The sequence below is a fragment of the Streptomyces sp. NPDC099050 genome, assembly GCF_044759865.1.
In the GTDB taxonomy this organism is placed as follows: Bacteria; Actinomycetota; Actinomycetes; order Streptomycetales; family Streptomycetaceae; genus Streptomyces.
Map to the genome: position 1 here is coordinate 237,294 of NZ_JBIWAE010000008.1, position 25,051 is coordinate 262,344.

Below are 25,051 nucleotides of genomic sequence, written 5' to 3' on the forward strand. Positions count from 1 at the left end.
TCCCGTGCCGACGGAAAGGGGGCGCCCGGATGGGCGCCCGGATGGGCGCCCCTCCCGTACGGTCGTACCGGCCGCGCTAGTCGACCTCGGCCACCGCCTGCGCGAACTGCGCCGCGTACAGCCGCGCGTACGCGCCGCCCGAGAGCAGCAGCGCCTCGTGCGTGCCCTGTTCCACGATCGAGCCGCTCTCCATCACCAGGATCAGGTCGGCGTCGCGGATCGTGGACAGCCGGTGCGCGATCACGAAGGACGTACGGCCGTGCGCGAGGCGGGCCATCGCCTTCTGGATCAGCACCTCGGTGCGGGTGTCCACCGAGCTCGTCGCCTCGTCGAGCACCAGGATCACCGGGTCGGACAGGAACGCCCGCGCGATGGTGATCAGCTGCTTCTCGCCCGCGCTGACGCCGGCGCCCTCGTCGTCCAGCACCGTGTCGTAGCCCTCGCGCAGGGTGCGGACGAACCGGTCGGCGTGGGCCGCCCGCGCGGCCTCCTCGACCTCGGCGCGGGTGACCTCGCGGGTGGCCCCGTAGGCGATGTTCTCGGCGATGGTGCCGCCGAACAGCCAGGTGTCCTGGAGCACCATGCCGATGCCGCTGCGCAGTTCCTCGCGGGTCATCTTCGCGATGTCCACCCCGTCGAGGGCGATCTCCCCGCCCGTGACCTCGTAGAACCGCATCAGCAGGTTGACCAGTGTGGTCTTGCCGGCGCCGGTCGGGCCGACGATCGCGACCGTCTGCCCGGGGTCGACGCTCAGCGAGAGGTTCTCGATCAGCGGCTTGTCCGGCTCGTAGCGGAAGGCGACCTTGTCGAAGGTGACCTGCCCGCGCAGGTTCTCCGGACGCTCCGGAACCTCCGCGTCCGCCTCCTGCTCCGGCGCGTCCAGCAGCTCGTAGACCCGCTCCGCTGAGGCGACGCCGGACTGCACCAGGTTGGCCATGGAGGCGACCTGCGTCAGCGGCATCGAGAACTGCCGCGAGTACTGGATGAAGGCCTGCACGTCACCGATCGACAGGGTGCCGGAGGCGACCTTCAGACCGCCGACGACCGCGACGAGCACGTAGTTGATGTTCGAGATGAACAGCATCACCGGCTGCATGATCCCGCTGACCAGCTGCGCCTTGAAGGAGGCCCGGTACAGCGCCTCGTTCTGCTCGGCGAACAGGGCCGCGGACTCCTTCTGCCGGCCGAAGACCTTGACCAGCGTGTGGCCCGAGTACATTTCCTCGACGTGCGCGTTCAGGGCGCCCGTGGACTTCCACTGCGCCACGAACTGCGGCTGCGACCTCTTGCCGATCTTCGCGGCGACGTACGCGGACACCGGGATGGTCACCAGCGCGACCAGCGCCAGCACCGGAGAGATCCAGAACATCATCGCCAGCACGCCGACGATCGTCAGGAGCGAGTTGAGCAGCTGACCCATCGTCTGCTGGATCGTCTGCCCGATGTTGTCGATGTCGTTCGTGGCCCGGCTGAGCACCTCGCCGCGCTTCTGCTGGTCGAAGTACGACAGCGGCAGCCGCGACAGCTTCGCCTGGAGCTCCTCGCGCATCCGGTAGACGGCGGCGTTCATGATGCGGTTCGACAGCCGGGTGGCGACCAGCATCAGCAGGCCGGCGACCGTGAAGACGGCCAGCGCCCACAGCGCCACCGTCCCGACCGCGCCGAAGTCGATGCCCTTGCCCGGGGTGAAGTCGGTGCCGGACAGCATGTCCGCCATCCCGCCCTCGCCCTTGGCGCGCAGGGCGTCCAGCGCCTGCTGCTTGGTCTGGCCCTCCTTCATGCCCCGGCCGACGATCCCCGCGAAGACGAGGTCGGTGGCCTCGCCGAGGATCTTCGGCCCGGTCACCGACGCGGCGACGCTGCCGACGACCGCGAGGATCATGCCCCACAGCTTGGCCCGGTCGCGCGCCAGCGCGCTCAGCAGCCGCTTGCCCGAGCCCTTGAAGTCCATGGACCGCGTCGTCGGCGGTCCCATCATCATCCGTCCTCCGGGCCCGCTCACGCCGCCTCCGCTTCCGTCAGCTGGGAGAGCACGATCTCCCGGTAGGTCTCATTGCCGGCCATCAGCTCGTGGTGGCGCCCCTCGCCCACCACCTGCCCCTCGTCGAGGACGATGATCCGGTCCGCGTCGCGGATCGTGGAGACCCGCTGGGCGACGATGACCACGGTGGCCTCCTCGGTCTCGCGGGCGAGCGCGGAGCGCAGCGCCGCGTCCGTGGCGTAGTCCAGGGCCGAGAAGGAGTCGTCGAACAGGTAGATCTCCGGGCGCTGTACGAGCGTGCGCGCGATCGCGAGCCGCTGGCGCTGGCCGCCGGAGACGTTGGTGCCGCCCTGGGTGATCGGCGCGTCGAGCCCGCCCTCCAACTCGGACACGAAGCCCTTGGCCTGCGCGACCTCCAGCGCGTGCCACAGCTCCTCGTCGGTGGCGTCGGGGCGCCCGTAGCGCAGGTTGCTGGCGACGGTCCCGGAGAAGAGGTACGGCTTCTGCGGCACCATGCCGACCGTCCTGGCGAGCAGGTCCGGGTCGAGGCGCCGTACGTCCTCGCCGTCGACGAGCACGTCGCCGCCGGTCGCGTCGAACAGCCGGGGGATCAGCCCCAGCAGCGTGGACTTGCCGCTGCCGGTCGAGCCGATCACCGCGGTGGTCTCGCCGGCCCGGGCCACGAGGTCGACCCCGCGCAGCACGGGGGCCTCGGCGCCCGGGTAGCGGAAGTCGGCGCCGCGCAGTTCCAGACGGCCGTGGTGGAGCAGCCCCCGGACCGGGTCGGTGGGCGGGATCACGCTGGATTCGGTGTCCAGGACCTCCTGGACGCGCTCGGCGCAGACCTCGGCGCGCGGCACCATCATGAACATGAAGGTGGCCATCATCACGGACATGACGATCTGCATCAGGTAGGCGAGGAAGGCCGTCAGCTGGCCGATCTCCATGTCGCCCGAGTCGATGCGCATCGCGCCGAACCAGACGACGGCGACGCTGGAGATGTTCACGACCACGATCACGGTCGGGAACATCAGCGCCAGCAGCTTGCCGGCCGCCAGCGAGACGCCGGTGAGGTCGGCGTTGGCCTCGCGGAAGCGCTCCTTCTCGTAGTCGTCGCGGATGAAGGCGCGGATCACCCGGTTGCCGGTGATCTGCTCGCGCAGGACCCGGTTGACCGTGTCCAGACGCGTCTGCATCTGACGGAACAGCGGCCGGGTCTTCAGCACGATCGCGCCGACCGACAGACCGAGGATCGGGACCACGGCCAGCAGGACGCCCGAGAGCTTCACGTCGAGCGAGAGCGCCATGAAGATGCCGCCGACGCACATGATCGGCGCGGAGACCATCAGGGTGAAGGTCATCAGCACGAGCATCTGGATCTGCTGCACGTCGTTCGTCGTACGGGTGATCAGCGACGGGGCGCCGAAGTGGCCGAGCTCACGCGCGGAGAAGCTCTGCACGCGGTCGAAGACGCCGGCCCGGAGGTCCCGGCCGAAGGCCGCGGCGGTGCGGGCCCCGTAGTAGACGGCGCCGACGTTGCAGACGAGCTGGACCAGCGAGACGCCGAGCATCAGGGCGCCGAAGCGCAGGATGTAGCCGGTGTCGCCGTTGACGACACCGTTGTCAATGATGTCGGCGTTCAGCGTGGGCAGGTAGAGGCTCGCGCTGGTCTGCAGCAGCTGCAGCAGGACCAGCACGGCGATCGGTTTCCGGTACGGGCCCAGATGGGTCCGCAGAAGTCGTATGAGCACGCGCAGGCTCCGGTCGGCATGATCGAGGGGGTTCACTCCATCTTCTGCCAACCGGAGGCCGGAACCCACCGCTTTTCGTAAAGCCCGGTCAAAAGGAGTAGGCCGGGCGCGGGAGGGCGCAGGCCGGGTTCCGGCCGGGTTCCGGCCCGGTTCCGGACGGGGGTCACCGCGCCGACTGCCGGTGCCGGGAGGACGATGGGGGAGGGGAGTCTCGGGACGGATCAGCAGCCGTGGAGGAACCATGACGGCAGCCAAACGGGAGCAGATCCCCGTCCTCTTGGAGGGCAACGGCGCCGAACTGCGCGTGCTGGAGCTCGGCGGCGGGTTCTCCGTCGCCTTCGGTCGCTTCGCCAAGGGCGTCGACATGACCCCGGCGTTCAAGGGCCTGCCCGACGACCTGTGCCCGTGCCCGCACTACGCCTACGTGATCAAGGGCCGGCTCATGATGCACACGAAGGACGGGGACCAGGTCTACTCGGCCGGGGAGGCCTGCTACTGGCCGCCCGGCCACGCCCCGGTCGCCCTGGAGGACACCGAGTACGTCGACTTCTCGCCCACGGAGGAGTTCCGGGCGGTCGTCGAGCACGTGAAGGCGCAGCTGGGCTGACGCCCGGGCGGGGGGCCGGGCGGGCGGCCGGGCGGCCTTTTAGAACGCCCCCGGGTGGATCTGGTCCCGGGTCGCGACGTACTGCTGGCGCGCGCCCTGCCAGGCCGGGTACTCCTCGTCCGGCTCGAACAGCTGCGCCGCGGGCGCCGGCCACACCGGCGGGGTCTTCGAGGCCGCGCCGCCCTGCGCCAGGCCCAGCGCCCACGCGGCCTGCCGGGCCGCGCCCAGAGCCGCGTAGTCCGCCGGCGCGGGGACGAGGACCTGTGTCCCGAACAGCCCCGGCGCGAAGGCCTGTACGGCCGGCAGCTCGGCGGCGGCGCCCAGCAGGAACACCCGGCGGATCTCCACGCCGCGGCTGCGCAGCACGTCGAGCGCGTCCACCAGCCCGCAGAGCATGCCCTCGAAGGCGGCCCGCGCGAGGTGCTCCGGCTTCATGGAGTCCCGGCGCAGCCCCGACAGGGTCCCGGCGGTGTGCGGCAGGTTCGGCGTCCGCTCGCCCTCCAGGTACGGCAGGAGTACGAGTCCGTGCGCGCCCGGGGTCGACTTCAGCGCGAGCTCGCTCAGCCCCTCCAGATCGGTGCCCAGCAGTTCGGCGGTGCCGCGCAGGGCCCGTACGGCGTTCAGGGTGTTCACCACCGGCAGGTGCAGCCCGGTGGCGTCCGCGAGGGAGGTGATCAGCCCGCCCGGCTCCGACAGCGCCTCGTGGTGCACCGCCATCACCGATCCGGACGCGCCCAGCGAGACCACGGCGTCGCCGGGTCCCATGCCCAGCCCGAGCGCGGCCGCCATGGTCTCTCCGGTGCCGGCGGAGATCAGCAGCCCCTCGGGCGTGGTCCCGGCGGCTTCGGCCGGGCCGAGCACCTCGGGCAGCAGCGCGCGGTGCCCCAGCGCGAGCTCGACCAGGTCAGGGCGGTAGGCGCCGGCGGCCGCCGACCAGTAGCCGGTGCCGGATGCGCCACCGCGGTCGGTGGTCCGCCGGGCCGGGCGGCCCAGCAGCTGCCACACCAGCCAGTCGTGCGGGGACATCAGCACGGCCACCCGCCGGGCCGCCTCGGGCTCGGTACGGGCCAGCCAGGCGAGCTTCGCGACGGGCTGCGCCGCATGGGGGACGGAGCCGACGGCCTCGACCCAGGCCTGCCGGCCGCCGAAGGACTCGATCAGCTCGGCGGCGGCCGCCTGGCCGCGCTTGTCGTTGCCGATCAGGGCGGGACGCACGAGGCCGCCCTGCGCGTCCAGCGGCAGCACCCCGTGCTGCTGCGCGGAGACCCCGATGGCCTGCACCCCTTCGAGGAGCCCGCCGCCGGCGGCCTCACCGAGCGAGAGCAGCCAGGCCTGCGGATCGGTCTCGTGCGGCACCGCCTCGCCGGTGGGCTGCGGATGAGGGGCGTACCCCTGGCGCAGCACGGCGCCCGTCTCGGTGTCACAGACGACGATGCGTGTGAACGTGGAAGAGCTGTCCAGCCCGGCGACTATCCCCATGCGGTGAATTCTGCCGCACGCGGGGGCGGGCTCGACCGCCCCGGAGCGCCCGGGAGCGGCCCCGCCCCTTATGTGGAACCCCGCGCACGCGGCCGGGGGGCACCCCGGAGCGGGGCCCCCGGACGAGGACCCCGCTCCGTACCGGGCCCGCTCAGGTGTTGCTGGTGCCCCAGCCGTCCTCGCCCGCGCCGTTGCCGCCGACCCGTGCCCGCAGGCCCCGTACCCGCCCGGAGAGGGCGTCCGGCACCGCGTCGCCCACCTTCTCGCTCACCGCGGCGAAGGCCTTGCCGGCGAACTCCCGGCCGCTCTGACCTGCGCTCTCGGCGGCGTTGCGGACGGCCGGGTTCTGCGCGAACTCACGCGCGGACTTCTTCAACTGTTCATACCGCTCGCGTCCGGCCCGGGTCCCGAGCACGTACCCGAGGGCCAGCCCGACCGCGAACGTGACCTTGTACCGCATGCCTGTCACCCTTCGTCGTGTGGTGCCCGGCCCGCTGGCGATACCGATTGGCGGAGCACCCCCCTGCTTGCGCTAATCTATGACTCGCAACGGGCGCTCGCCCCCTGGCCAAGGCCAGAGGTGGGCTGTTCGGTGCAACGCAGCAATCCCCTGTAGCTCAATTGGCAGAGCAGCCGACTGTTAATCGGCAGGTTACTGGTTCGAGTCCAGTCGGGGGAGCGCGGTCCCCTGTAGCTCAATTGGCAGAGCAGCCGACTGTTAATCGGCAGGTTACTGGTTCGAGTCCAGTCGGGGGAGCAAGAAGGAACGAGGACCCCTGGTGGGTCCTTTTTTCTTTTTCCTGCCCCCCGCGCGCAACCACCCGGGGCCCGGCGCGGTCTCTCTGGGCAGGCGAAGCCGATCATGCGAGGCATCCGAGGCAGGAGATCGTATGAGCGGCTATGCTGCGGCAGACGGCGCGCACACATGTACGCGCCACGCCGTGAAGGGGCGGTAGCTCAGCCGGTTAGAGCAGCGGACTCATAATCCGTCGGCCGTGGGTTCGAGTCCCACCCGCCCCACCACGCAGCTGGCCCGCAGAAACGTTGCGGCCGGCCACTTCGGTGCCTCGCCCGGACTTCCTGGGTCGGGGCACCTTCTCGTTTCCGGCCTCGTGTGTGAGCGATGCGTGAGCGGCGGGGTCCAGAGCCCATGCCGCGCGAGCCCGCGGAACGAACCTCGCGGCCGCCTCCGTTACCTCCTTGTCGATCTCGGGTAGCAGGATCGTGTACGTATACGTGTACGTGTACGTGTCCGAAGTGGGCGTGAGCGTCGAGTGCCGAAGCGTCACCGAACTCTTGAGCCGCGGCTACGACGCCGCCCGTGCCGAACAGGCCACTCACGCCGTGTCCCGGGAGACCGGCCCGGCCGGCCGTCTCGGCTTCGCCGTCGCCGACCTCACCGCCGACGCGGGCTGGCGCGAGGCGATGGAGGGCGTCGACGCCGTTCTGCACGTGGCCTCGCCGCTCGGGGCGAGCAGCGACGCCAAGGCCGACCAGGTGACCCCGGCGCGGGCCGGCACCCTGCGCGTCATGCGCGCCGCTACCGGGGCAGGGGGCGGCCGCGTCGTGAGGACCTCCGCCGTCAACGCCGCCAGCCCCTCCTCCTACTCGGACGACAGCGTTACCGACGAGACCCTGTGGACCGACCCCGACGACCCCCACGCTCAGCCCCTACCGCCGGTCCGAGACCTTCGCGGAGCGGGCGGCCTGGGACTTCATGGATCGTCACGAAGGGAGCACGCGCAGCTGGCGACCGTGCTGCCCGGCGCCGTCTTCGGGCCGGTCCTGACCCCCGCCGCTACCGGCTGGGTGGGCTTCATCGGCCGCCTCGCCGGGAAGGCGCCCTGAGTGCCGAGGGTCGGGCTGGAGGTGGTGGACGTACGGGACCTCGTCGACCTGCGCCTCCGCGCGATGACCTCCCCGCACGCGCCGGGCCAGCGTTTCCTGGCCGCGGGGGAGTTCGTCCGGATGGCCGACATGGCCCGCATCCTGCTCGAGGGTCTCGGCCCGCAGGGCAGCTCCGTCCCGACCCGCCGGATCCCCGACTTCGCCGTCCGCCTCGCGGACCGGTTCACCGACCCGACCCTGCGCGAGATCACCCCCGTCCCGGGGCGCCGCAACCGGCATAGCACGGAGAACGCCCGGCGCCTGCCCGGCTGGCAGCCGCGCCCGGCCCGGGAGACGGTCCTGGACCGCGCACGCAGCCTCATCGCCCACCGGGCCGTCTGAAAGCGGCCTGCCCCGGCGGTGCCGGGCAGGCCGGCCCCGGCGCGGGTGTTCACACCGCGGGGGCGGGGGCGGCGGGCGGGCTTGGCTCAGGAGGCCTCCGTTTCGTCTGCCAGGTGGCGGAGGACGTCTTTCAGGTCGCCTCGGCGGGCGAAGGCTGTGCGCTGGCGGTGGGCGCCCGAGCCGTCGCGCAGGAGGCCGGCCAGGGTTCTCGCGGCGTGGTCGAGGTCGCCGGACGCGGCCAGTTCGGGGGCCACCAGGTCGAGCAGGGCCTCCGCCAGGTCCGCCGCCGGGAGTTCGACGCCCGTGTACGGGTCCAGCCCGAAGCCCTCCAGGCCGTCGTGGGCCGCCCGCCAGCGCGCGAGGCGCAGTACGTCCTCCCGTACGGGTGGGTCGGGACGCTGCTCGGCGATCTCGCGCAGGGCCGTCGCGACGAGGGCGCGGGACAGTTCGGCCTGGAGGATGGCCGAGTCGATGTCCGGGGACATGTCGGGGGCCCGCAGTTCGAGCGTCGGCCAGTTCCCCGAGGGCCGGAGATCCCAGTAGACCATCTTGGTGTCCAGGGCGGCCCCGGAGCCGAGCAGGGTCTGTACCGAGCGCCGGAAGTGGGCCGTCGAGGTGAAGTGCGGGGGCAGGCCCGCCGAGGGCCAGCCCGCCCAGGCCATCGCCCGCCAGCTGGCGTGGCCGGTGTCGCGGCCGCCCCAGAAGGGGGAGTTGGCCGCCAGCGCGATCAGCGTGGGCAGCCAGGGCCGGAGCCGGTTGGAGACGGCCACCGCCGTGTCCACGTCGAGGGTGCCGATGTGGATGTGCCGGCCGCAGCTGACCAGGGTGTCGGTGAGCGCGCCGAAGCGCCGGGCCTGCTCGCGCTGGCGCGGCTCGTCGTCGGTCAGGTGGAGCGGACCCTCCAGGGCGACCACCGGCGAGGGCGCGGCCAGCAGCCGGCAGCCGTGGGCGCGGGCGGCCCGCGCGAGGGTGCGCCGCAGGCCGGTGAGCTCACTGCGCAGGGTCGCGGCCGAGTCGGCGACGGGGGTGGAGATCTCCACCTGGTAGCGGGTGCCTTCGGGGTGCAGTTCGTGGGGGAGCCCCGCGGCGGTGGACAGGACGAGCGGGGCGGCCGGGACCACCCGCAGGGTGCGGGCGTCGACGAGGAGGAACTCCTCCTCGACGCCCAGGGTGAGGGGGAAGACCGGATCGGTCGCGGTCGCGCGCGGTGCCCCCGTCCTGGTGGCTTTGTGCGCGCCCGTCCTTGTGGTGCTGGTGCTGGTGCTGGTGCTCGTGGTGCTGGTGCCAGGTTCGATCACTGCGCCTCCCTGGACATACGAGTCTTTTCATCATGAGCTGAACTTCAGGCGAGGAGCGCACGCCTATTCGGTCAAATGTCCGGTGATAGTGGCGAGTTAGCGGCAAGGATCCGGCCGCCGCGGGGCCCGGGTTCCGGGTGGGGTGAGTGGTGCGCGTGCGGGAGGAGTGGTGCGCGTGCGGGAGGAGCGGAGCCGCCGCGGTCGGGCTCGGGCAGGGGCGGCTTACCATCCGTTGTGACTCGTACGACCGCTCCGCCCCCGTCCCCGCCCCTCCGCGCCCGCCGCCGCATCTGGGCCGACCTCACCCCGCTCAGGACCTCCCCGGACTTCCGGCGGCTCTGGTTCGGCGGAATCGTTTCCTGGCTGGGCCAGGCGATGACGGCCCTGGCCATTTCGCTCCAGGTCTACGAGATCACCGGCTCCAGCTTCTCCGTCGGACTCGTCGGGCTCTGCTCGCTCGTCCCGCTGGTCGCCTTCGGGCTCTACGGCGGGGCCATCGCCGACACCGTCGACCGCCGCAAGCTCGGCTTCGTCAGCGCGCTCGGCCTGGCGGCCCTGTCCTTCGCCCTGGCCGGCGCCGCGCTCCTGGACTACCACCGGGTCTGGCTGCTGTACTCCGTCGTCGCGCTCCAGTCCCTCTGCGGGGCCCTCAACGGGCCCGCCCGGTCCGCGATGATCCCGCGGCTGCTGCCGGCCGAGCAGCTGCCCGCGGCCAACGCCCTGAACTCCGTGGTCATGACCTTCGGCATGACGGCCGGCCCGGCGCTGGGCGGGGTCATCGTCGGCTGGTGGGGCTACCAGGCCGCGTACCTGATCGACGCCCTCACCTTCGGCGCCGCCCTCTACGCGACGTGGCGGCTGCCGCCGATGAAGCCCGAGGGGTCGGGCGGCCGCACCGGGCGGGCCTCCGTACTCGACGGCCTGCGCTTCCTGGGGACCCGGCCGAACATCCGGATGACCTTCTTCTCCGACCTGGCCGCCATGGTGCTGGCCCAGCCGAAGGCGCTGTTCCCGGCCGTTGCCGTGCTCTGGTACGGCGGCGACGCCAAGACGGTCGGGCTGCTCGTGGCCGCCCCCGCCGTCGGGGCGCTGCTCGGGGGGCTGCTTTCCGGCTGGCAGGGGCGGATCCACCGGCACGGGGCGGCCATCCTGCTCTCCGTCGCCGCGTGGGGGCTGGCCATCGCCGTGTTCGGGCTGACCCGCGACCTCTGGCTCGGGCTGCTCTTCCTGGCGCTGGCCGGATGCGCCGACAGCGTCTCGATGGTGTTCCGCACCACCATGCTGCAGGCCGCGACACCGGACGGGATGCGGGGCCGCCTGCAGGGCGTCTTCATCGTGGTCGTGGCCGGCGGGCCCCGGCTCGGGGACTTCCTCGCCGGGGCCACCGCCGAGCTCACCTCCCCGACCGTCGCGATCACGGGCGGCGGGCTCGGCTGCGTCCTCGTACTGGCGCTGCTGGCCGTGCGGTGGCGGGGGTTCGCCCGGTACGACGCACGATCGCCGCAGGCCTGAGGGGCGGGCCTGAGGGGCGGGCCTGCGGTGCTGGCCTGAGGCGCGGGCCTGAGACGCTGGCCTACGGGGCCGGCGCGCCAGGCAGGATCCGGCGGCGACGGCCTAGAACCAGCCCAGGGCCCGGCCGGCGACGAAGGGAACCGGGACCAGCACGGCCATGCCGAGCCAGGTGCCCGTGCGCCAGCCCTCCTGCCGTGGCATGAGGACGTCCACCATCAGGATCAGCCCCAGGACGAGCAGGCCGCCGAGCGCGGCGCCGCCCGCGATGACGGGTGCGGGTTCGGCCGCGTCCGGGACGCAGGCCCTCTCGCCGCACCGCAGCAACGGGTACTGCGTCACGAGCCACCAGACGCACCAGCCCGGAGCGACGGCGACCACTCCGATCAGGAGATTCGCCAGCGCCGGCGCCCACAGGCGACTGCCGGGCCGTCCCCCGCCGTTGGCCCCTTCCCCGGAACCTTCCCCGGAACCGCGCACGGCCCACCCCTCCCTCGTGTCCCGCGAGGTGGACGCCCGCAAGGGCTTCCAGGGTTCCGGGGTTCCTCGCCGAGCGGCCCCTTACGCGTCCACCGGCTCGCGGGTGCGGTCGCTGACCTCCCCGCCGGTGTTGGCGGTGCCGACGGGCTCGAACAGCAGGATCGCCGTCTCCCCGTCGGCCTGCGGGCAGTGCTCCACCCCGCGCGGGACCACGTAGATCTCCCCGGGGTTCAGGACGACGTCCCCGGCGCGCAGGCGGATCGTCAGGGTGCCGCTGACGACGAGGAAGAGCTCGTCGGTGTCCTCGTGGGTGTGCCAGATGAACTCGCCCTGGACCTTGGCGATCTTGACCTCGTAGTCGTTGATCCGGGCGATCCGGTGCGGCGCCCACCGCTCGGTGAAACCGGCCAGCTTCTCCGCGATGTTCACCACGTGCGCTGCCGGGTGCCGGTTGTCGTGTGTGGTCTCGTCCGTGCTTTCGCGTGTCGTCATACCGGCAGGCTGCCCGGGTGCGCCCCGCCCGGTCTTGTACGTTCCTGACATGGCAGCCGCGATGCAACCGCGCAGTACGGTCTCGGCCTGGCGGCCGCCGGTGCCGGGGATCGCCGAGGTGTTCCATGCCCGGTTCACCGACCACGCCTACCCCGCGCACGTCCACGACACGTGGACGCTGATGATCCTCGACGGCGGCCGCGTCGACTTCGGGCTCGACCGCGAACGGCACGGCGCCGGCGGCTCCGACACGGTGGTCCTGCTGCCGCCCGGGGTGGTGCACGACGGGCGGACCGTCACCGAGGCGGGCTTCCGCAAGCGCGTGCTCTACCTCGACGCCTCCGTGCTCCCGGAGTCGCTGACCGGGGCCGCCGTCGACGCGCCGCTGCTGCTCGACGGCGCCCTGCGCGACCGGGTGCACGGACTGCACCGCGCACTGGGCGTACGGGAGTTGCCGGCCGGAGCGGTCGAGCGGCTGGAGGCGCAGTCGCGGCTCGCCTTCGTCCAGGAGCGGCTGCGCACGTGGCTGGAGGGCCGCCCGGTGGTCCCGTACGGGGCTCCGGGCCCGGATACGGCCGTACGACTGCGCGAGCTCCTCGACGCGCGGGTCCTCGGCGGGATCACCTTGGAGGAGGCTTCCGCGCTTCTGGGACACGCCCATCCCACCCACCTGATCCGCAGCTTCCGGAAGGCGTTCGGGCTCCCTCCGCACGCCTATCTCACTGGGCTGCGGGTCGCGAAGGCGCGGCGGCTGCTGCTGGCGGGGATGCGGCCGGCCGAGGCGGCGGTGGCGGCGGGTTTCTACGACCAGGCGCACCTGACCCGGCACTTCGGGCGGCACGTGGGGGTCGGACCGGGCCGGTTCGCCCGATCCGGGGGAGTGTGAAGGGAAGTTGGCGGGTTCGTTGCCATCGCGTTGCCGGGCCTTCCGTTCTCTATCGATTCGGCATATGACAGTTCGGAAGTTCACGCCCTTCACGTCTTTCTGCGCCCTTCACGCCTTTCGTGCCTTCTACGCCTTTCACGCCCCCAGTCGAACCCAGGAGAAAGGCCTTCATGCGCCTTCGTACGCTAGTCACCACCGCCGTGGCCACCGCCGCGCTCGCCGGAGCACTCGTTCCGCAGGCCCAGGCCCAGGCCCCCGCGGCTCCCCGGGCGCCGAAGGAGGACCGCTCCTGCTCGCCGTACCTCTCGATCGCGGGCTACTCGGACTCACTCGACAAGACCCTCATCGGCGGGAAGCTGGTCGGCGGGCTCTCCGGGCTCGCGGTGGACCGCGACGGCACGATCGCCGCGATCTCCGACAAGTCGGCGCTGTACAAGCTGAAGGTGGGCCGTGGTGACACCCCGACGGCGACGGCCGCCGCGCGGCTGCCGCTGACCGACGGCGCGGGCAGGGCCCTCGACTCCGAGGGGATCGTCGTCGACCGCGACGGCACCTACCTGGTGACGGACGAGCACGCCCCGGCGATCCGGCGGCACGCCCGCACCGGAGAGGTGCTGGGCTCACTGCTCATCCCGGACGGCTTCAAGCTCGCGCCCGAGGGCCGGGCCACGGTCAACCAGACCTTCGAGTCGCTGACCCTGCTCCCCGGTGGGCACACCCTCGTCGCCGGCGTCGAGGGTGTGCTGGCCGGGGACGGGAAGGACGCGCGGGGGCGGACGCTCCAGCGGATCCAGACCTGGGAACGCCGCGGCCGCGACGGTGAGTTCGTGCTCGGGCGGCAGTACGCCTACCCGGTGGACGCCGGGCACGGGCTGGTCGAGCTCGCGCCGACGCGCGACGGCCGGCTGATCGTGCTGGAGCGCGGCTTCACGCAGCAGTTCAAGATCACGGTACGGCTGTACGTCGCCGACCCCCTGGGCGCCACGGACACCTCGAAGGTGGCCGCGCTGGAGGAGGGCCCGGCGCTGCGCACCGCGCGCAAGACGCCGATCGGCGACCTCGACTGCTGCCCGACGCTGGGCGCGCCCTCGAAGCTGCCGCAGAACCACCCGCTGGTCGACAACGTCGAGGGCATGGTGGTCACGGACTACGACGGGAACGACGGGCGCGACGGGCGCGACGGGCAGGACGGGCACGACGGGAACGGACGGGTGCGGCTGCTGCTGACCAGCGACGACAACGAGTTCCCGCAGCAGATCACCCGGCTGTACCGGGTGGACTTGGAGCTGCTGGCGCGGAGTCGGTGGTTCTAGAGTCCGAGTCCGTGCGGCCCTGCGCGCCAGGGCCGACGGCTGGCGGGTGCCGTGGGCTCCCAGCCAGGTCGGTCGGCCCGAGGGCGAGTCCTCGTTCCCCGTCCACGTCACCCTTCTCGACGAGGCCCGCCGGCTGGTGATCGGCGAGTGGGCCGTGCACTTCCACGGCACCCGGGTGCGGGCCGGGAGGGTCTGTGACCAGCTCTTCCACCTGCACGAGGCGCCCGAGCACGGCTTCTTCCGGGCTTCCGGCACGGTCGAGGAACTCGCGGAGCGGTGCGCCGCCTGGCCCCGTCCCCGCCGACGGATCAGCCCCGGTCCGTCGGCTCCCGGTCCGCCCCTGATCCCTGCGCCCCTGATCCCTGCGCCCCTGATCCCTGCGCCCCTGATCCCTGCGCCCCTGACCCCTCCGCGTCCTTCGCGGGGGAGACGATGCCGCGCGCGACGCCCAGGGCGACCAGGTCCTGGGGGCGGACCCGCAGTTGGTCCGCCGTCGCCGGGGCCGACTCCGGGGGCCGCTTGAGGATGGCCGCCGCCAGTTCGGGGGCGATCACCGAGAAGTAGCTGTCCGGAGTGACCCAGGTGTTGCCCGGCGCCGCAAGGGCGAGCGCGCCGCCCGAGCCGCCCTCGCCGATGAGGAGGGTGGTGACGGGGACCGCGGCCGCGGCGAGCGCGGCGAAGGCGTCGGCGATGGCCGCGCCCGCGCCCGCGTGCTCGGCGGCGGCGTCGTTGGCCGCGCCGGGGGTGTCCACGAGGGTGAGCACCGGGATCCCGAGCCGGTCCGCGAGCCGGATGACGCGGGCCGCCGTACGGTACCCGGCCGGGCGGGTGGCGGTGCCGCACTGGGCGGCGTAGGCCACCGCCCGGCCCTCCCGGAGCCCGAACCCGCACAGCATCCCGGGGTCCGTGCCGCCCGCCCGGTCGCCCGAGAGGGGGAGGCGGAGCTCGAAGTACGCGTCCAGGTACCGCCCGGCGCGCGGCCGGCCGGGGTGCCGGGCCTGCCGGACGGCGTCCCACCCCGTCGCAGGCAGCTCTACGTCGGCCAGCGCGGCGGGAGGTTCCACCGGCTCGGCGGACCGGGGCGCGGCGAGCACCCGGAGCCAGGCCTCCAGGGTCGCGGGGAGCTCCGCGGCGGGGACGACGGCGTCCACGTGCCCGGCGGCGTACTGCCCCTCGGCGGTGTAGGCGGCCGGATCCGCGTCCGGCGGCCGCACCCGGGACCCGGCGAACCCGACCTGCGCCCCGGGCAGCGCGAGGATCACGTCGGCCCCCGCCCCGAGGGTGGCCCAGCCGCCGCCGGTGGTGGGGTCGCGCAGGACGGCGATCTGCGGGAGGCCCGCGGTGCGGGTGAGGGCGGACTGGCGGGCCACGCGCTGCAGTTGGGTCAGTGCGAGCATGCCCTCCTGCATGCGGGAGCCGCCGGTGGCGATGAGGGAGACCAGAGGGAGGCGGTGGGCGCGGGCGTGGGCGTAGGCCGCCTCCAGGCGGTCGCCGGTGCGGTGGCCGAGGGACCCGCCGAGGAAGCCGAACTCGAAGGAGATCACGGTGGCTTCGTGGCCGCCGATGCGGGCGGTGCCGGTGACCACGGACTCTTCCTCGCCGGTCCGCGCGGCGGCGCGGGCGCGGGACTCGTCGTAGCCGGCCCAGCCGAGGGGGCCGTCGGGGGCGGAGTGCCCCGGCGGGGTGGGGAGTTCGGTGAAGCTGCCGGGGTCGGTGGCGGAGGCGATGGCGGCGCGGGCCGAGGGGCGGGTCGTCACGCCGACACCCTACGGGCCGTCGCCTGGGCGAGGCTCGCGCGGCCCGGGTGACCCCGCCCTGCGGGGCCGCCCGCCCGCGCCCGCCCGTCGGTCCGGCAGGGTCAGAGCGGGGCTTCCCATGTCAGCGTCGTGCCCCGGGTGCCCGATTCCGTGCGGCCGTCGTCGGAGACGGTGAGGCGGACCCGGGTGGGCACCGCGTCGACCTCGACGTCGATGACGGTGACCTCCGCGCGGCGGTGCGCCGCGGCCAGGGCCCCGCGCAGGGCGGAGAGGAGGTCGCCCGCGACGGGCTCCGTCAGCAGCGCGTCCACCGTGCCCGCGAAGTGCACCGACGGCTGGAAGCCCAGCAGGACGGCGGCCCCGCCGGTCTCCCGCAGGACTCGGCCCCGGAAGGTGGTCGGAGCGTCCGTCGGCGGCTGCTGGAGGGCGAAGATGGCCGTGCGGACCTCCTGGATGGTGGAGTCCAGCTCGTCCACGGCCCGGCCCAGCTCCTCGCCGACCGTGTCCCCGCTGGGTGCCTTGTCGGAGCGCCGCCGGGTGCTCTCCAGCATCATCTCCGTCGCGAACAGCCGCTGGACCACCAGGTCGTGGAGGTCGCGGGCGATGCGGTCCCGGTCCTCGTAGACCGCCAACTGCTCCCGGTCGTGCTGCGCGTCCGCCAAGACCAGGGCCAGCGCGGCCTGGGAGGCGAACTGCGAGGCCAGCAGCCGGTCGACCGCGTCGTAGGCCGGGCCGCCGCGGACGCGCGGCAGGGCGAGCGTGCCGATGAGCTGGCCGCCGCTCTGGAGGGGCAGCATCATGCTGGGGCCGAAACGCTCGCGCACGTGCGTGGTCATCCGGGGGTCCGTCGCCGAGTCCTCTATGAAGACCGGCTCGCCGCCCAGGAGTTGTTCCAGGACCGCCGAGCCCGGGGCGATGGCGGTGCCCACCAGGTCGCCGGGGTCCCCGTGCGTGGAGGCGGCCACGATCTCCATGCCGCCCTCGGGGGTCGGCTGGAGGACGACCCCGGCCGCGGCGTCGGCCAGCAGCCGGGCCCGTTCGGCCACGCACATCAGCGCGTCGGCCGCCGGCCGGCCCGCCAGCAGGGTCGTGGTCACGGCGGCGGCGCCCTCGATCCAGCGCTCCCGGCGGCGCGCGGTCTCGTACAGCCGGGCGTTGCCGATCGCTATGCCCGCCTGCGAGGCCAGCACGCGCAGCAGTGCGAGGTCCTCGTCCGTGAACGGGCCGCCGCCCCGCTTGTCGGTGAGGTAGAGGTTGCCGAAGACCTCGGTGTGGACCCGGATCGGGACGCCGAGGAAACCCTTCATCGGGGGGTGTCCCGGCGGGAAGCCGGCCGCGCGGGGGTCCTGGTTCAGGTCCTCCAGCACGAGCGGGCGCGGATCGGCGATCAGGGCGCCGAGCAGCCCGGAACGGCCGTCCGGGAGGTGGGGGATCGCCGCCCTCTCGGCCTCGGTCATGCCGGAGGTGAAGAGCCCGGTCAGCCGGAGGCGCTCGGGGTCGACGACCCCGAGCGCTCCGTACCGTGCCGCGCACAGCTCGGTCGCCGAATCCACGATGTGCTGGAGGGTGGTCCGCAGTTCGAGTTCGGAACCGACGCTGAGGACCGCCTCCAGGAGGACGGGCAGGCTGGCCGCCTGCAGGGCGGCGAGGCCCTGCCCGTCCCCGGGGGCCGGCGGGGGTGGATCGGCGTGCGTCATTCGGCCAGGGGGTTCAGAACCATGGGGGAGATCTTCCCTTCGATCATCATGCCGAGGCCCAGCACCGCGCATACGTCCGGTCGTTCGGCGATGGCCACGGGCATCCCGGTCGCGTCGCGGAGCATCTGGTCCAGGCCCGGCAGCAGGGCGCTGCCACCCACCATCATGATCCCTCGGTCCGTCAGATCGGCCACCAGGTCGGGCGGGCAGTCGCGCAGCACCTTGCCGATGCCGTCGAGCACGGCGGTCAGCGGGGTGTAGATGGCGTCGCGGACGGCCGCGGTGTCCACGTGGACGGAGCGGGCCAGTCCGGTGGAGACGTCGCGGCCGTGGATGAGGGTGGAGGCCGGGCCCTCGGCGGTGATGCCGTTCCCGTGCAGGGCCAGCTGGAGCGGGCGGACGGCCTGGCTGGGCAGCATCAGTTCGTGCGCGTGGCGCAGGTGCTGGACGACGGCGTGGTCGATGGCCTCGCCGCCGACCGGGATCCGTACGGCGGTGACGATCGAGCCGAGGGACAGGACGGCGACCTGGGTGGCGGCGGCCCCGCACACCATGATCATCGTCGCGGTCGGCTGCTCCACGGGCAGTCCGCAGCCGACGGCCGCCGCGATCAGGGTGTCGACGAGTTCGACGCGCCGGGCTCCGAGTCCGACCATCGTCTCCACCGCCGCGCGCTGGGCGAGCGGGTCGGCGTCGTGCGGGGTGCAGGCGGCGGCCCGGAGCCGGGGCTTGCGGCGCAGGGCGCGGCGCAACTTCTCGCCGAGGAGGTGGCGCAGCATGCGCTGGGCCATCTCGATGTCCACGACGGTGCCGCCGGAGACGGGGCGGACGACGCGGATGTAGTCGGGCGTGCGGCCGGTCATCCGCTCGGCGAAAGTGCCGACGGCGATGAGTGCGCCGGTCCGCGTGTTCACGGCGGCGACACTGGGCTCGTCCACGACCAGGCCGAGGCCCTTGACGTAGACGCGGGTCCTGGCCGCTCCGAGGTCGACGGCCACGTGGCAGCGGCGCAACTGCTCAAGACTGACGGTCACGGCAGATCCTCCCGAGAGCGCTGACGCAAGAAGACCGGCGAGTGCCGGTCACACTTCGTATCTTCTCGGGTGAATTACCCGTATTGCCCGATTTGATGCTCCGGGTGGGGGGTGTCGTGAGATACGGAAGGGTCACAAGGGGCGCGGGTGAGTGCTGCACGGGGGTGGAATTCTGCGACGCCAGGCGCGACCATGCCCGCACCCATCGTGCTACTCGTGCGTAACAAGGTAAAGGGGACTCGATGCTGACGGTCCGCCAGCGACTGCTCGCCCTTCTGACGCTCTGCCTGGCGCTGCTCGCGGCGCCCGCGCTCCCGGCCCAGGCCACCGGCGCGACGTCGGGAGCACCTTCCGGCGTGTCCTCGGGAACGCCTTCCGGCGTGTCCTCGGGGGCACCCTCCAGCGCATCCTCGGGGGCACCCTCCGGCGTGTCCTCGGGGGCGCCCTCCCGTGCGACCTCCGCCCCGGCCGTCGCGCGCAATCCGGTGGTCTTCGTGCACGGCTACAACGCCGACCCCGGCGTCTGGGGCTCCCTGCGCGAGGACCTGCGCGCCGACGGGTACGCCGACTCCGAGCTCTTCTCCTTCGGCTACGACACCCACCAGTCGGTCAACGAGGTCCTCTCCGGACGGCTCGCCGCCTACGTGGACGAGGTCCGCCGGCAGACCGGCGCCGCCCGGGTGGACCTGGTCGCGCACTCCTTCGGCTCGCTGGTCACCCGCTGGTACGTCAAGTTCGGCGGCGGCGCCCCGTACGTGGAGCGCTGGGTCTCCCTCGCCGGACCCAACCGCGGCACCTCCACCGCCTGGGCCTGCGCCCTGTGGGACCAGGCCTGCCGGGACATGACCCCCGGCTCGTACGTGGTGAAGAACCTGAACTCCGGGGACGAGACCCCCGGCGCGGTGCGGTACGCCACCTTCTGGTCGAACTGCGACGAGGTCATCAACCCCGACGACAGCGTCCCGCTCACCGGGGCGGTGAACACCCCGGTCGGCTGCCTCAAGCACAACGACCTGCTCGGGGACGACCCCACCTCGGCGGGCGTACGGGCCTTCCTGCGGTCCTAGGCCGGCTACGGGAGGTCCGCCACGGTGACCTCCTGGAGCAGCCCGTACGTGAACTCCGCGACGCGGGACCGCCCCGACGCGGTGAACGCAAGCCGCCACCGCGTCGGCGCGGTGCCCTCCATCGGGCGGACCGGGGCGAAGGCCCGCGCCACCTCGTCGACCGTCGCCGACCAGGGCAGCAGGTCCCCGGGCGACTCCAGTACGGGACCGGGCGCGCCCGGGGCCCGGACCAGCCACTCGTTCCACACGGCCCCGTCCGGCGCGGCGAGCACTTCGAAGCGGAGGTCGGGCCACAGGGGCACCGGCCACAGCAGGGCCTCGCACGTCAGATCGCCGATCGTGCGCGGGGAGACGGCCTCGGGCGGTCCGAGCGCCGAGCGGTAGCGGGCCAGGGCGCCCCGCGAGCGCGGCGACCGGACCATGGCCTGCCAGCGCTTGTTGGCCTCCCGCTGCTCGGCGAGGGAGGCGCCGAGCCGCCGGCGGGCCTCCTCCGCGAGTCCCGGCTGGAAGTCCGCCATCCGGCGCAGCAGCACCAGTTGGAAGCCGGCGGGGCCGAAGGGGCCCGGGGGAAGGGGCGGTGTCCCCGGAGTCTTCGTCATGGACCCGAACCCTTCCACACAAGATCCTCACGATCCCGGTATACGGCCGTTGTGAGTGAACGCGTAGCCTGCGGGGCGCCATGGACTATTGCATCGCCTGCCGCAGGTACCTCAACGGCGCGCTGGCGTGCGCCGGATGCGGGACCCCGGCCGAATACCTGATATCCGCCGCGTCGGCCGCCCCCGCCGCGCCCGCCCCCGGCTCCGCCGCCGCTTTCGGAAGCGACCCGGCCGTACTCGCCGACGTGTACGCCGACTCCCTCGTCGTGCTGTCCGGGGAAGGGGGCCAAAGCCAGGGCCAAGGCCGGGGCCGGGGCCAAGGCCGGGGCCGCGGACGGGCCGGCAACCGCGCCGCCGACCGCCGCCGCGCCGGACACCGCCGGCGCCGCCGGACCGCGCTCACCGTGGGGCTCGGGCTGATGCTCGCCGCCGGAGCGACCCTGGGCCTGGCCCGGCTGGCGGTCGACGGGGAGCGCACCGACCGGGCGGCGACGGTGGTGCTGACCGACGACGCGGGCCCCGCGGAGCCGGCTCCGCTGCCGGGCCTGACGGAGGGGCCGGCCGCGCCCCCGGGGACGGCCACGCCGAAGGGGCCGGCCGCCGGCTCGGGGAAGGCCACGACCGGGGGCGCGAAGCCGGGCGGGACCGGACGGAGTACCGGGGCCTCCACCGTCGGGTCCTCCGGCTCCGCCTCCGGGTCGGCGGGGCCGTCGCGGAGCGCTTCCCGGACTCCCACGTCCGCGGCTCCGACCGCTTCGGAGACCGGGGGATCCGCGAGTCCCAGCGAGAGCCGGCCCTCGAGGGGGCCGTCCAAGCCGAAGCCCACCAAGAAGCCGAACCCGACCCCGACCCCGACTCCGAAGCCCACGCCGCCCGACTGCTGGTGGTTCTTCTGCTGAGGGGCTGAGGGGCTGAGGGCCTGCCGGGCCTGAGGGCCTGACGGTCGGCTCAGCTCAGCTCGGCTCAGCCCAGCATCCGCCGGAGCAGGTCCCGCAGGACCGCGCGCTCGGCCGCGGTGAGCCCGGCCAGAGGCTCGCGGGCGAAGTCCAGTGACTCGCGGAGCCGGTCGGCGGTCTGCAGGCCCTCCTCGGTGGGCGCGGCGAGCTTCACCCGGCGGTCGGCCGGGTCGGGGCGGCGCTCGACCAGCCCGCGGGTCTCCAGGCGGTCCACGATGCCGGTGATGTTCGACGGCTCGCACCGCAGCCTCTGTGCGATCTTGCGCATCGGCATGGGGTCCAGGGAGAGCAGGTTCAGCACGCGGGCCTGGGCGCCGGTGAGCTGATGGCTGGAGGCCGCGTGCTCGTACTCCTGGTGGTAGCGGGTCACGACGTCGCCGATGAGCTCGACGACTTCGAGGGTCAGGGGGTCTGCGCGACGGCTGGGCATGGATCCAGCGTACCCATTTACTTGACAACATGAAATATCCAGGCGCATGGTTGTTTCACGTCCTGAAGCATTTTGCACTTCTTCCCCCATCCAGGAGTGACGCATGTCCGAGATCCCCGCCGTCAGCCGTGAGTGGCACCTCGTCCGCCGCCCGCAGGGGTGGCCCGTCGCCGAGGACTTCGCCCTGCGCGAGGTACCGGTGAACGCCGAGCCCGCCGCCGGCCGGATTCTGGTGCGCAACCTCCACATGTCCGTGGACCCGTACATGCGCGGCCGGATGAACGACGTGAAGTCGTACATCCCGCCCTTCCAGCTCGACAAGCCCATGGACGGCGGCGCGGTCGGCGAGGTCGTGGCCTCGGCCGACGAGCGCTTCGCGGTCGGCGACCACGTGCTGCACGGTCTGGGCTGGCGCGAGTACGCGGACCTGGACGCCAAGCACGCCACCAAGGTCGACGCCTCGCTCGCCCCGCTCTCCGCCTACCTCGGCGTCCTCGGCATGCCGGGCCTGACCGCCTACGCCGGGCTCCTCGAGGTCGCCTCTTTCAAGGAGGGCGACTCCGTCTTCGTCTCCGGCGCCGCCGGCGCGGTCGGCAGCCTCGTCGGCCAGTTCGCGAAGATCAAGGGCGCCTCCCGGGTGATCGGCTCCGCCGGCTCCGACGAGAAGGTGACGCTCCTCACGGAGAAGTACGGTTTCGACGCCGCCTTCAACTACAAGAGCGGCCCCGTCGCCGACCAGCTGAAGGAGGCCGCGCCCGAGGGCATCGACGTCTACTTCGACAACGTCGGCGGGGACCACCTGGAGGCCGCCATCTCCTCCCTGAACGTGCACGGCCGGGCCACCCTGTGCGGGGCCATCGCCCAGTACAACGCCACGGAGCCGGTGCCCGGGCCGCGCAACCTCGCCCTCGTCATCGGCAAGCGGCTGCGCCTGCAGGGCGTGCTGGTCGGAGACCACGCGGGACTGCAGCCGCAGTTCGTCCAGGACGTGGCCGGCTGGCTGCGTTCCGGGCAGCTCGTCGCCGACGAGACGGTCGTGCGGGGAGTGGAGAACGCCACCGACGCCTTCCTCGGAATGCTGCGCGGTGACAACACCGGAAAGATGATCGTTTCTTTCACCGGTTAGGCTCACTCCACACCGCCGTGACGCGTGGGCGCGAGTCCCGGCGATTACCAGGAGGATTTCCTTACATGTCCATCCAGCAGTCCGACGTCGCGTACACCGCCATTGCCACCGCCGAGAACGGCCGCGACGGTCGCGTCGCCACCAACGACGGCCAGCTCGACGTCGTCGTGAACCCGCCGAAGGAGCTCGGTGGCAGCGGCGAGGGCACCAACCCCGAGCAGCTGTTCGCCGCCGGCTACAGCGCCTGCTTCCAGGGTGCGCTCGGCGTCGTCGCCCGCAACGAGAACGCCGACATCTCCGGCTCCACGGTCACCGCCGAGGTCGGCATCGGCAAGAACGACGACGGCTTCGGCATCATCGTCAAGATCTCGGCCTCCATCCCGAACGTGGACGCGGCCACCGCCAAGGACCTCATCGAGAAGGCCCACCAGGTCTGCCCGTACTCCAAGGCGACCCGCGGCAACATCACGGTCGAGCTCGCGGTCTGATCTCCGACCCGCTCGACCGGTTCGACCGGTAGATCCGGTTCGTACCGTACGTCGAAGGCCGCACCCAGGCACCGGGGTGCGGCCTTCGCCATGCCCGGCGTCCGCCCGCCCGGGCGCCCGCCCTAAACTGGACCCATGCGTGATCTTGCGGGGGGATTCGGCTATCTGCTGGCCGGACAGCGATGGGTACTGGGCCACGGACGCTGGCTGGGCTTCGGGCTGCTGCCCGGGCTCGTCTCCCTCGTGCTGTACGCCGGCGCCCTCATCGGCCTCGGCTACGGCGCCGACGACCTGACCGCCTGGGCGACCCCCTTCGCCGACGGCTGGTCCTCCCCGTGGCTCGGGCTCTTCCGCGGCTTCCTGACCGCCCTGGTCTTCAGCCTCGGCCTCTTCCTCGCGGTGATCACCTTCACCGCCGTGACCCTGCTCGTGGGCCAGCCGTTCTACGAGTCCCTCTCGGAGCAGGTCGACCGCACCGAGGGCGGCGAGGTCCCCGAGTCGGGCCTCACGCTCGCGCAGGAGCTGTGGATCTCCGCCCGGGACAGCCTGCGGATCCTCGGCCGGGTGCTGCTCTTCGGGATCCTGCTCTTCGCGCTCGGCTTCGTCCCGGTGATCGGGCAGACCGTGGTGCCCGTCCTCGGCTTCTGCGTCTCCGGCTTCTTCCTCGCCCAGGAGCTCACCTCCGTCGCCCTGATGCGCCGCAGGGTGCGGCTCACCGAGCAGCTCGCGCTGCTGCGCGGGCGGCGGATGCTGGCGCTCGGCTTCGGGGTGCCGCTCGTCCTGTCCTTCCTGGTGCCGCTCGTCGCGGTCTTCCTGATGCCCGGCGCGGTGGCCGGGGCGACGCTCATGGTCCGGGACCTGGTGGGCGAGAACGCGGAGCCGGGGCAGGAGCAGGCCCAGGGCCAGGGCCCGGGTCAGCCTCCGGGCCAGGGACAGGGCAAGCGGCTCAGCGCCTGAGCAGGGTGATCGCCCCGGCGGTGTCCTCGCCGCCGTGGGCCGCCGGATCGGCGTCCAGGCGTTCGCGCATCAGGTCCAGGTACGGACTGATCAGCTCGGCGCTGACCCCCTGCTCGGCGGCCGTCCGCAGGTAGGTGGCGCTCGCTGCGACCTGCATGGCCAGGTTCGACTCGACGCCCGTGGTGAAGTCCCCGGAGACCAGCCGCTCGGCGGCGGCGCCCGCGAAGAAACCCATCGCCCCCAGCCACTCGGTCAGCAGCGGAGCCAGGTCCTTGGGGGAGATGTCCTCGCCCTCGATCAGCGCGTAGGCGTGCGAGATCCCGGCGAACAGTCCCGTCATCGCGCTCAGCAGGGCCACGTCGTGCAGGGCCGCGTGGCCGGGGTCGGAGCCGACGTAGCGGGCGCCGGCCGGTACCTCCAGCGTGCTCCGGTGCTCCTCGAACAGGTCGGGGGAGCCGCTGTAGAGGACGTACCCGCCGGCCGCGGGGGCGCCGATCATCGACGGGGTGGCCATGATCCCGGCGTCGAGGAACCGGGCCCCGCGCTCGTGGGCCCACGCGGCCCGGGAGCGGCCGTCGGCGGGCGTGCCGGTGGTCAGGTCGACCAGGTCCTTGCCGGAGAGGTCCAGCCCCTCCAGCGCCTCGCCGACGCTGGCGTGGTCCAGCAGGCAGACCACGACCAGGCCGCTCGCGGCCACCGCCTCGGCGGGGGTCGCGGCGACGACGGCGCCTTCGGCCGCGAGGGCCTCGGCCTTGGCGGGGGTGCGGTTCCAGACGGTGAGGGGGTGCCCGGCGGCGAGCCAGGTGCGGGCGAGCGCGGTGCCCATCGCGCCGAGTCCGAGCAGGGTGAGCGGGGTCTTCGTGCCGTTGTTCGTGCTGGTGTCGGTCATGCCGTTTAGCCTGGTGGAGGGCCGCC

General features: G+C 73.0%; 24 protein-coding genes and 3 tRNA genes. 14 read left to right on the top strand and 13 right to left on the bottom strand.

The annotated features are described in order from the left end of the window. Positions 1–76: 76 nt before the first annotated feature. Both ACIQV3_RS16455 and ACIQV3_RS16460 read right to left on the bottom strand, forming a co-directional pair. A complete protein-coding gene (locus ACIQV3_RS16455) occupies positions 77–2,002 on the bottom strand; it encodes an ABC transporter ATP-binding protein (protein ID WP_403713073.1) in 1,926 nt (641 codons plus the stop codon). Further along, positions 1,999–3,732, bottom strand: a complete 1,734-nt coding sequence (locus ACIQV3_RS16460; RefSeq protein ID WP_403713074.1) for an ABC transporter ATP-binding protein — start codon at positions 3,730–3,732, stop codon at positions 1,999–2,001. The genes ACIQV3_RS16455 and ACIQV3_RS16460 overlap by 4 nt, the downstream gene beginning before the upstream one ends. Positions 3,733–3,973: 241 nt before the next feature. On the opposite strand from ACIQV3_RS16460, the gene ACIQV3_RS16465 reads away from it, so the two are divergent. Next, positions 3,974–4,339, top strand: a complete 366-nt coding sequence (locus ACIQV3_RS16465; RefSeq protein ID WP_403713076.1) for a hypothetical protein — start codon at positions 3,974–3,976, stop codon at positions 4,337–4,339. 39 nt (positions 4,340–4,378) lie between these two features. Here the strand turns inward: ACIQV3_RS16465 and ACIQV3_RS16470 are convergent, their stop codons facing one another. Next, positions 4,379–5,818 carry an FGGY family carbohydrate kinase gene (locus tag ACIQV3_RS16470; protein ID WP_403713077.1) on the bottom strand — a complete coding sequence of 480 codons (1,440 nt, stop codon included), beginning with the start codon at positions 5,816–5,818 and terminating at the stop codon, positions 4,379–4,381. 151 nt (positions 5,819–5,969) lie between these two features. Further along, positions 5,970–6,278 (bottom strand): YtxH domain-containing protein, encoded by a 309-nt coding sequence (locus ACIQV3_RS16475; RefSeq protein ID WP_403713078.1) that lies wholly within the window; start codon positions 6,276–6,278, stop codon positions 5,970–5,972. Between the two features lie 146 nt (positions 6,279–6,424). Here ACIQV3_RS16475 and ACIQV3_RS16480 point away from each other — a divergent pair. The 5 genes from ACIQV3_RS16480 (at position 6,425) to ACIQV3_RS16500 (ending at position 8,047) form a co-directional block, all read left to right on the top strand. Beyond that, positions 6,425–6,497: transfer RNA gene (locus ACIQV3_RS16480), tRNA-Asn, on the top strand. Between the two features lie 5 nt (positions 6,498–6,502). After that, positions 6,503–6,575 (top strand) — tRNA-Asn (locus ACIQV3_RS16485). A 189-nt stretch (positions 6,576–6,764) separates the two neighbouring features. Next, a tRNA-Ile gene (locus ACIQV3_RS16490) sits at positions 6,765–6,841 on the top strand. Between the two features lie 201 nt (positions 6,842–7,042). After that, a complete protein-coding gene (locus ACIQV3_RS16495; protein ID WP_403713079.1) occupies positions 7,043–7,666 on the top strand; it encodes an NAD-dependent epimerase/dehydratase family protein in 624 nt (207 codons plus the stop codon). Then, the gene (locus ACIQV3_RS16500) at positions 7,667–8,047 is read left to right on the top strand and encodes a hypothetical protein (protein WP_403713080.1); all 381 of its coding nucleotides are present in this window, start codon (positions 7,667–7,669) and stop codon (positions 8,045–8,047) included. Positions 8,048–8,133: 86 nt separating this feature from the next. Here the strand turns inward: ACIQV3_RS16500 and ACIQV3_RS16505 are convergent, their stop codons facing one another. Then, the gene (locus tag ACIQV3_RS16505; RefSeq protein ID WP_403713081.1) at positions 8,134–9,345 is read right to left on the bottom strand and encodes a glutamate--cysteine ligase; all 1,212 of its coding nucleotides are present in this window, start codon (positions 9,343–9,345) and stop codon (positions 8,134–8,136) included. 234 nt (positions 9,346–9,579) lie between these two features. On the opposite strand from ACIQV3_RS16505, the gene ACIQV3_RS16510 reads away from it, so the two are divergent. Further along, positions 9,580–10,857: an MFS transporter gene (locus ACIQV3_RS16510; protein WP_403713082.1), complete on the top strand. Its 1,278-nt coding sequence runs from the start codon at positions 9,580–9,582 to the stop codon at positions 10,855–10,857. 102 nt (positions 10,858–10,959) lie between these two features. Here the strand turns inward: ACIQV3_RS16510 and ACIQV3_RS16515 are convergent, their stop codons facing one another. Both ACIQV3_RS16515 and ACIQV3_RS16520 read right to left on the bottom strand, forming a co-directional pair. After that, a complete protein-coding gene (locus tag ACIQV3_RS16515) occupies positions 10,960–11,334 on the bottom strand; it encodes a hypothetical protein (protein ID WP_403713083.1) in 375 nt (124 codons plus the stop codon). An 81-nt stretch (positions 11,335–11,415) separates the two neighbouring features. After that, positions 11,416–11,826, bottom strand: coding sequence for a cupin domain-containing protein (locus ACIQV3_RS16520; RefSeq protein WP_403713084.1), 411 nt, complete (start codon positions 11,824–11,826; stop codon positions 11,416–11,418). 49 nt (positions 11,827–11,875) lie between these two features. On the opposite strand from ACIQV3_RS16520, the gene ACIQV3_RS16525 reads away from it, so the two are divergent. Further along, positions 11,876–12,712, top strand: coding sequence for an AraC family transcriptional regulator (locus tag ACIQV3_RS16525; protein ID WP_403713085.1), 837 nt, complete (start codon positions 11,876–11,878; stop codon positions 12,710–12,712). Positions 12,713–12,882: 170 nt separating this feature from the next. Continuing rightward, positions 12,883–14,025, top strand: coding sequence for an esterase-like activity of phytase family protein (locus ACIQV3_RS16530; RefSeq protein ID WP_403713086.1), 1,143 nt, complete (start codon positions 12,883–12,885; stop codon positions 14,023–14,025). A gap of 308 nt (positions 14,026–14,333) precedes the next feature. Here the strand turns inward: ACIQV3_RS16530 and ACIQV3_RS16535 are convergent, their stop codons facing one another. From ACIQV3_RS16535 to ACIQV3_RS16545, 3 genes are all read right to left on the bottom strand, one after another. Continuing rightward, positions 14,334–15,782 carry a carboxyl transferase domain-containing protein gene (locus tag ACIQV3_RS16535; protein ID WP_403713088.1) on the bottom strand — a complete coding sequence of 483 codons (1,449 nt, stop codon included), beginning with the start codon at positions 15,780–15,782 and terminating at the stop codon, positions 14,334–14,336. 101 nt (positions 15,783–15,883) lie between these two features. Beyond that, entirely contained in the window at positions 15,884–17,479 is a 1,596-nt protein-coding gene (locus tag ACIQV3_RS16540) for a GAF domain-containing protein (RefSeq protein ID WP_403713089.1), read from the bottom strand. Continuing rightward, positions 17,476–18,513, bottom strand: coding sequence for a rod shape-determining protein (locus tag ACIQV3_RS16545; RefSeq protein WP_403713090.1), 1,038 nt, complete (start codon positions 18,511–18,513; stop codon positions 17,476–17,478). The genes ACIQV3_RS16540 and ACIQV3_RS16545 overlap by 4 nt, the downstream gene beginning before the upstream one ends. 242 nt (positions 18,514–18,755) lie before the next feature. Here ACIQV3_RS16545 and ACIQV3_RS16550 point away from each other — a divergent pair, with 242 nt between their 5' ends. Then, positions 18,756–19,580, top strand: a complete 825-nt coding sequence (locus ACIQV3_RS16550) for an esterase/lipase family protein (protein ID WP_403713091.1) — start codon at positions 18,756–18,758, stop codon at positions 19,578–19,580. A gap of 5 nt (positions 19,581–19,585) precedes the next feature. On the opposite strand, the gene ACIQV3_RS16555 is transcribed toward ACIQV3_RS16550, so the two are convergent. Beyond that, complete coding sequence (locus ACIQV3_RS16555) at positions 19,586–20,179, bottom strand: hypothetical protein (protein WP_403713092.1); 594 nt, start codon at positions 20,177–20,179, stop codon at positions 19,586–19,588. 80 nt (positions 20,180–20,259) lie between these two features. Here ACIQV3_RS16555 and ACIQV3_RS16560 point away from each other — a divergent pair, with 80 nt between their 5' ends. Beyond that, the gene (locus ACIQV3_RS16560) at positions 20,260–21,078 is read left to right on the top strand and encodes a hypothetical protein (protein WP_403713093.1); all 819 of its coding nucleotides are present in this window, start codon (positions 20,260–20,262) and stop codon (positions 21,076–21,078) included. A gap of 64 nt (positions 21,079–21,142) precedes the next feature. Here the strand turns inward: ACIQV3_RS16560 and ACIQV3_RS16565 are convergent, their stop codons facing one another. After that, on the bottom strand, positions 21,143–21,565 hold the full coding sequence (locus ACIQV3_RS16565) for a MarR family winged helix-turn-helix transcriptional regulator (protein WP_403713094.1): 423 nt from the start codon (positions 21,563–21,565) through the stop codon (positions 21,143–21,145). Between the two features lie 103 nt (positions 21,566–21,668). Between ACIQV3_RS16565 and ACIQV3_RS16570 the strand changes: the two genes are divergently transcribed. The 3 genes from ACIQV3_RS16570 (at position 21,669) to ACIQV3_RS16580 (ending at position 24,136) form a co-directional block, all read left to right on the top strand. Further along, complete coding sequence (locus ACIQV3_RS16570; protein ID WP_403713095.1) at positions 21,669–22,691, top strand: NADP-dependent oxidoreductase; 1,023 nt, start codon at positions 21,669–21,671, stop codon at positions 22,689–22,691. A 65-nt stretch (positions 22,692–22,756) separates the two neighbouring features. Then, a complete protein-coding gene (locus ACIQV3_RS16575) occupies positions 22,757–23,179 on the top strand; it encodes an organic hydroperoxide resistance protein (RefSeq protein WP_403713096.1) in 423 nt (140 codons plus the stop codon). Between the two features lie 135 nt (positions 23,180–23,314). Next, positions 23,315–24,136, top strand: coding sequence for an EI24 domain-containing protein (locus ACIQV3_RS16580; protein WP_403713097.1), 822 nt, complete (start codon positions 23,315–23,317; stop codon positions 24,134–24,136). Here the strand turns inward: ACIQV3_RS16580 and ACIQV3_RS16585 are convergent. Continuing rightward, positions 24,126–25,025, bottom strand: a complete 900-nt coding sequence (locus tag ACIQV3_RS16585) for an NAD(P)-dependent oxidoreductase (RefSeq protein ID WP_403713098.1) — start codon at positions 25,023–25,025, stop codon at positions 24,126–24,128. The two genes, ACIQV3_RS16580 and ACIQV3_RS16585, sit on opposite strands and share 11 nt — an antisense overlap. Positions 25,026–25,051 lie beyond the last annotated feature (26 nt).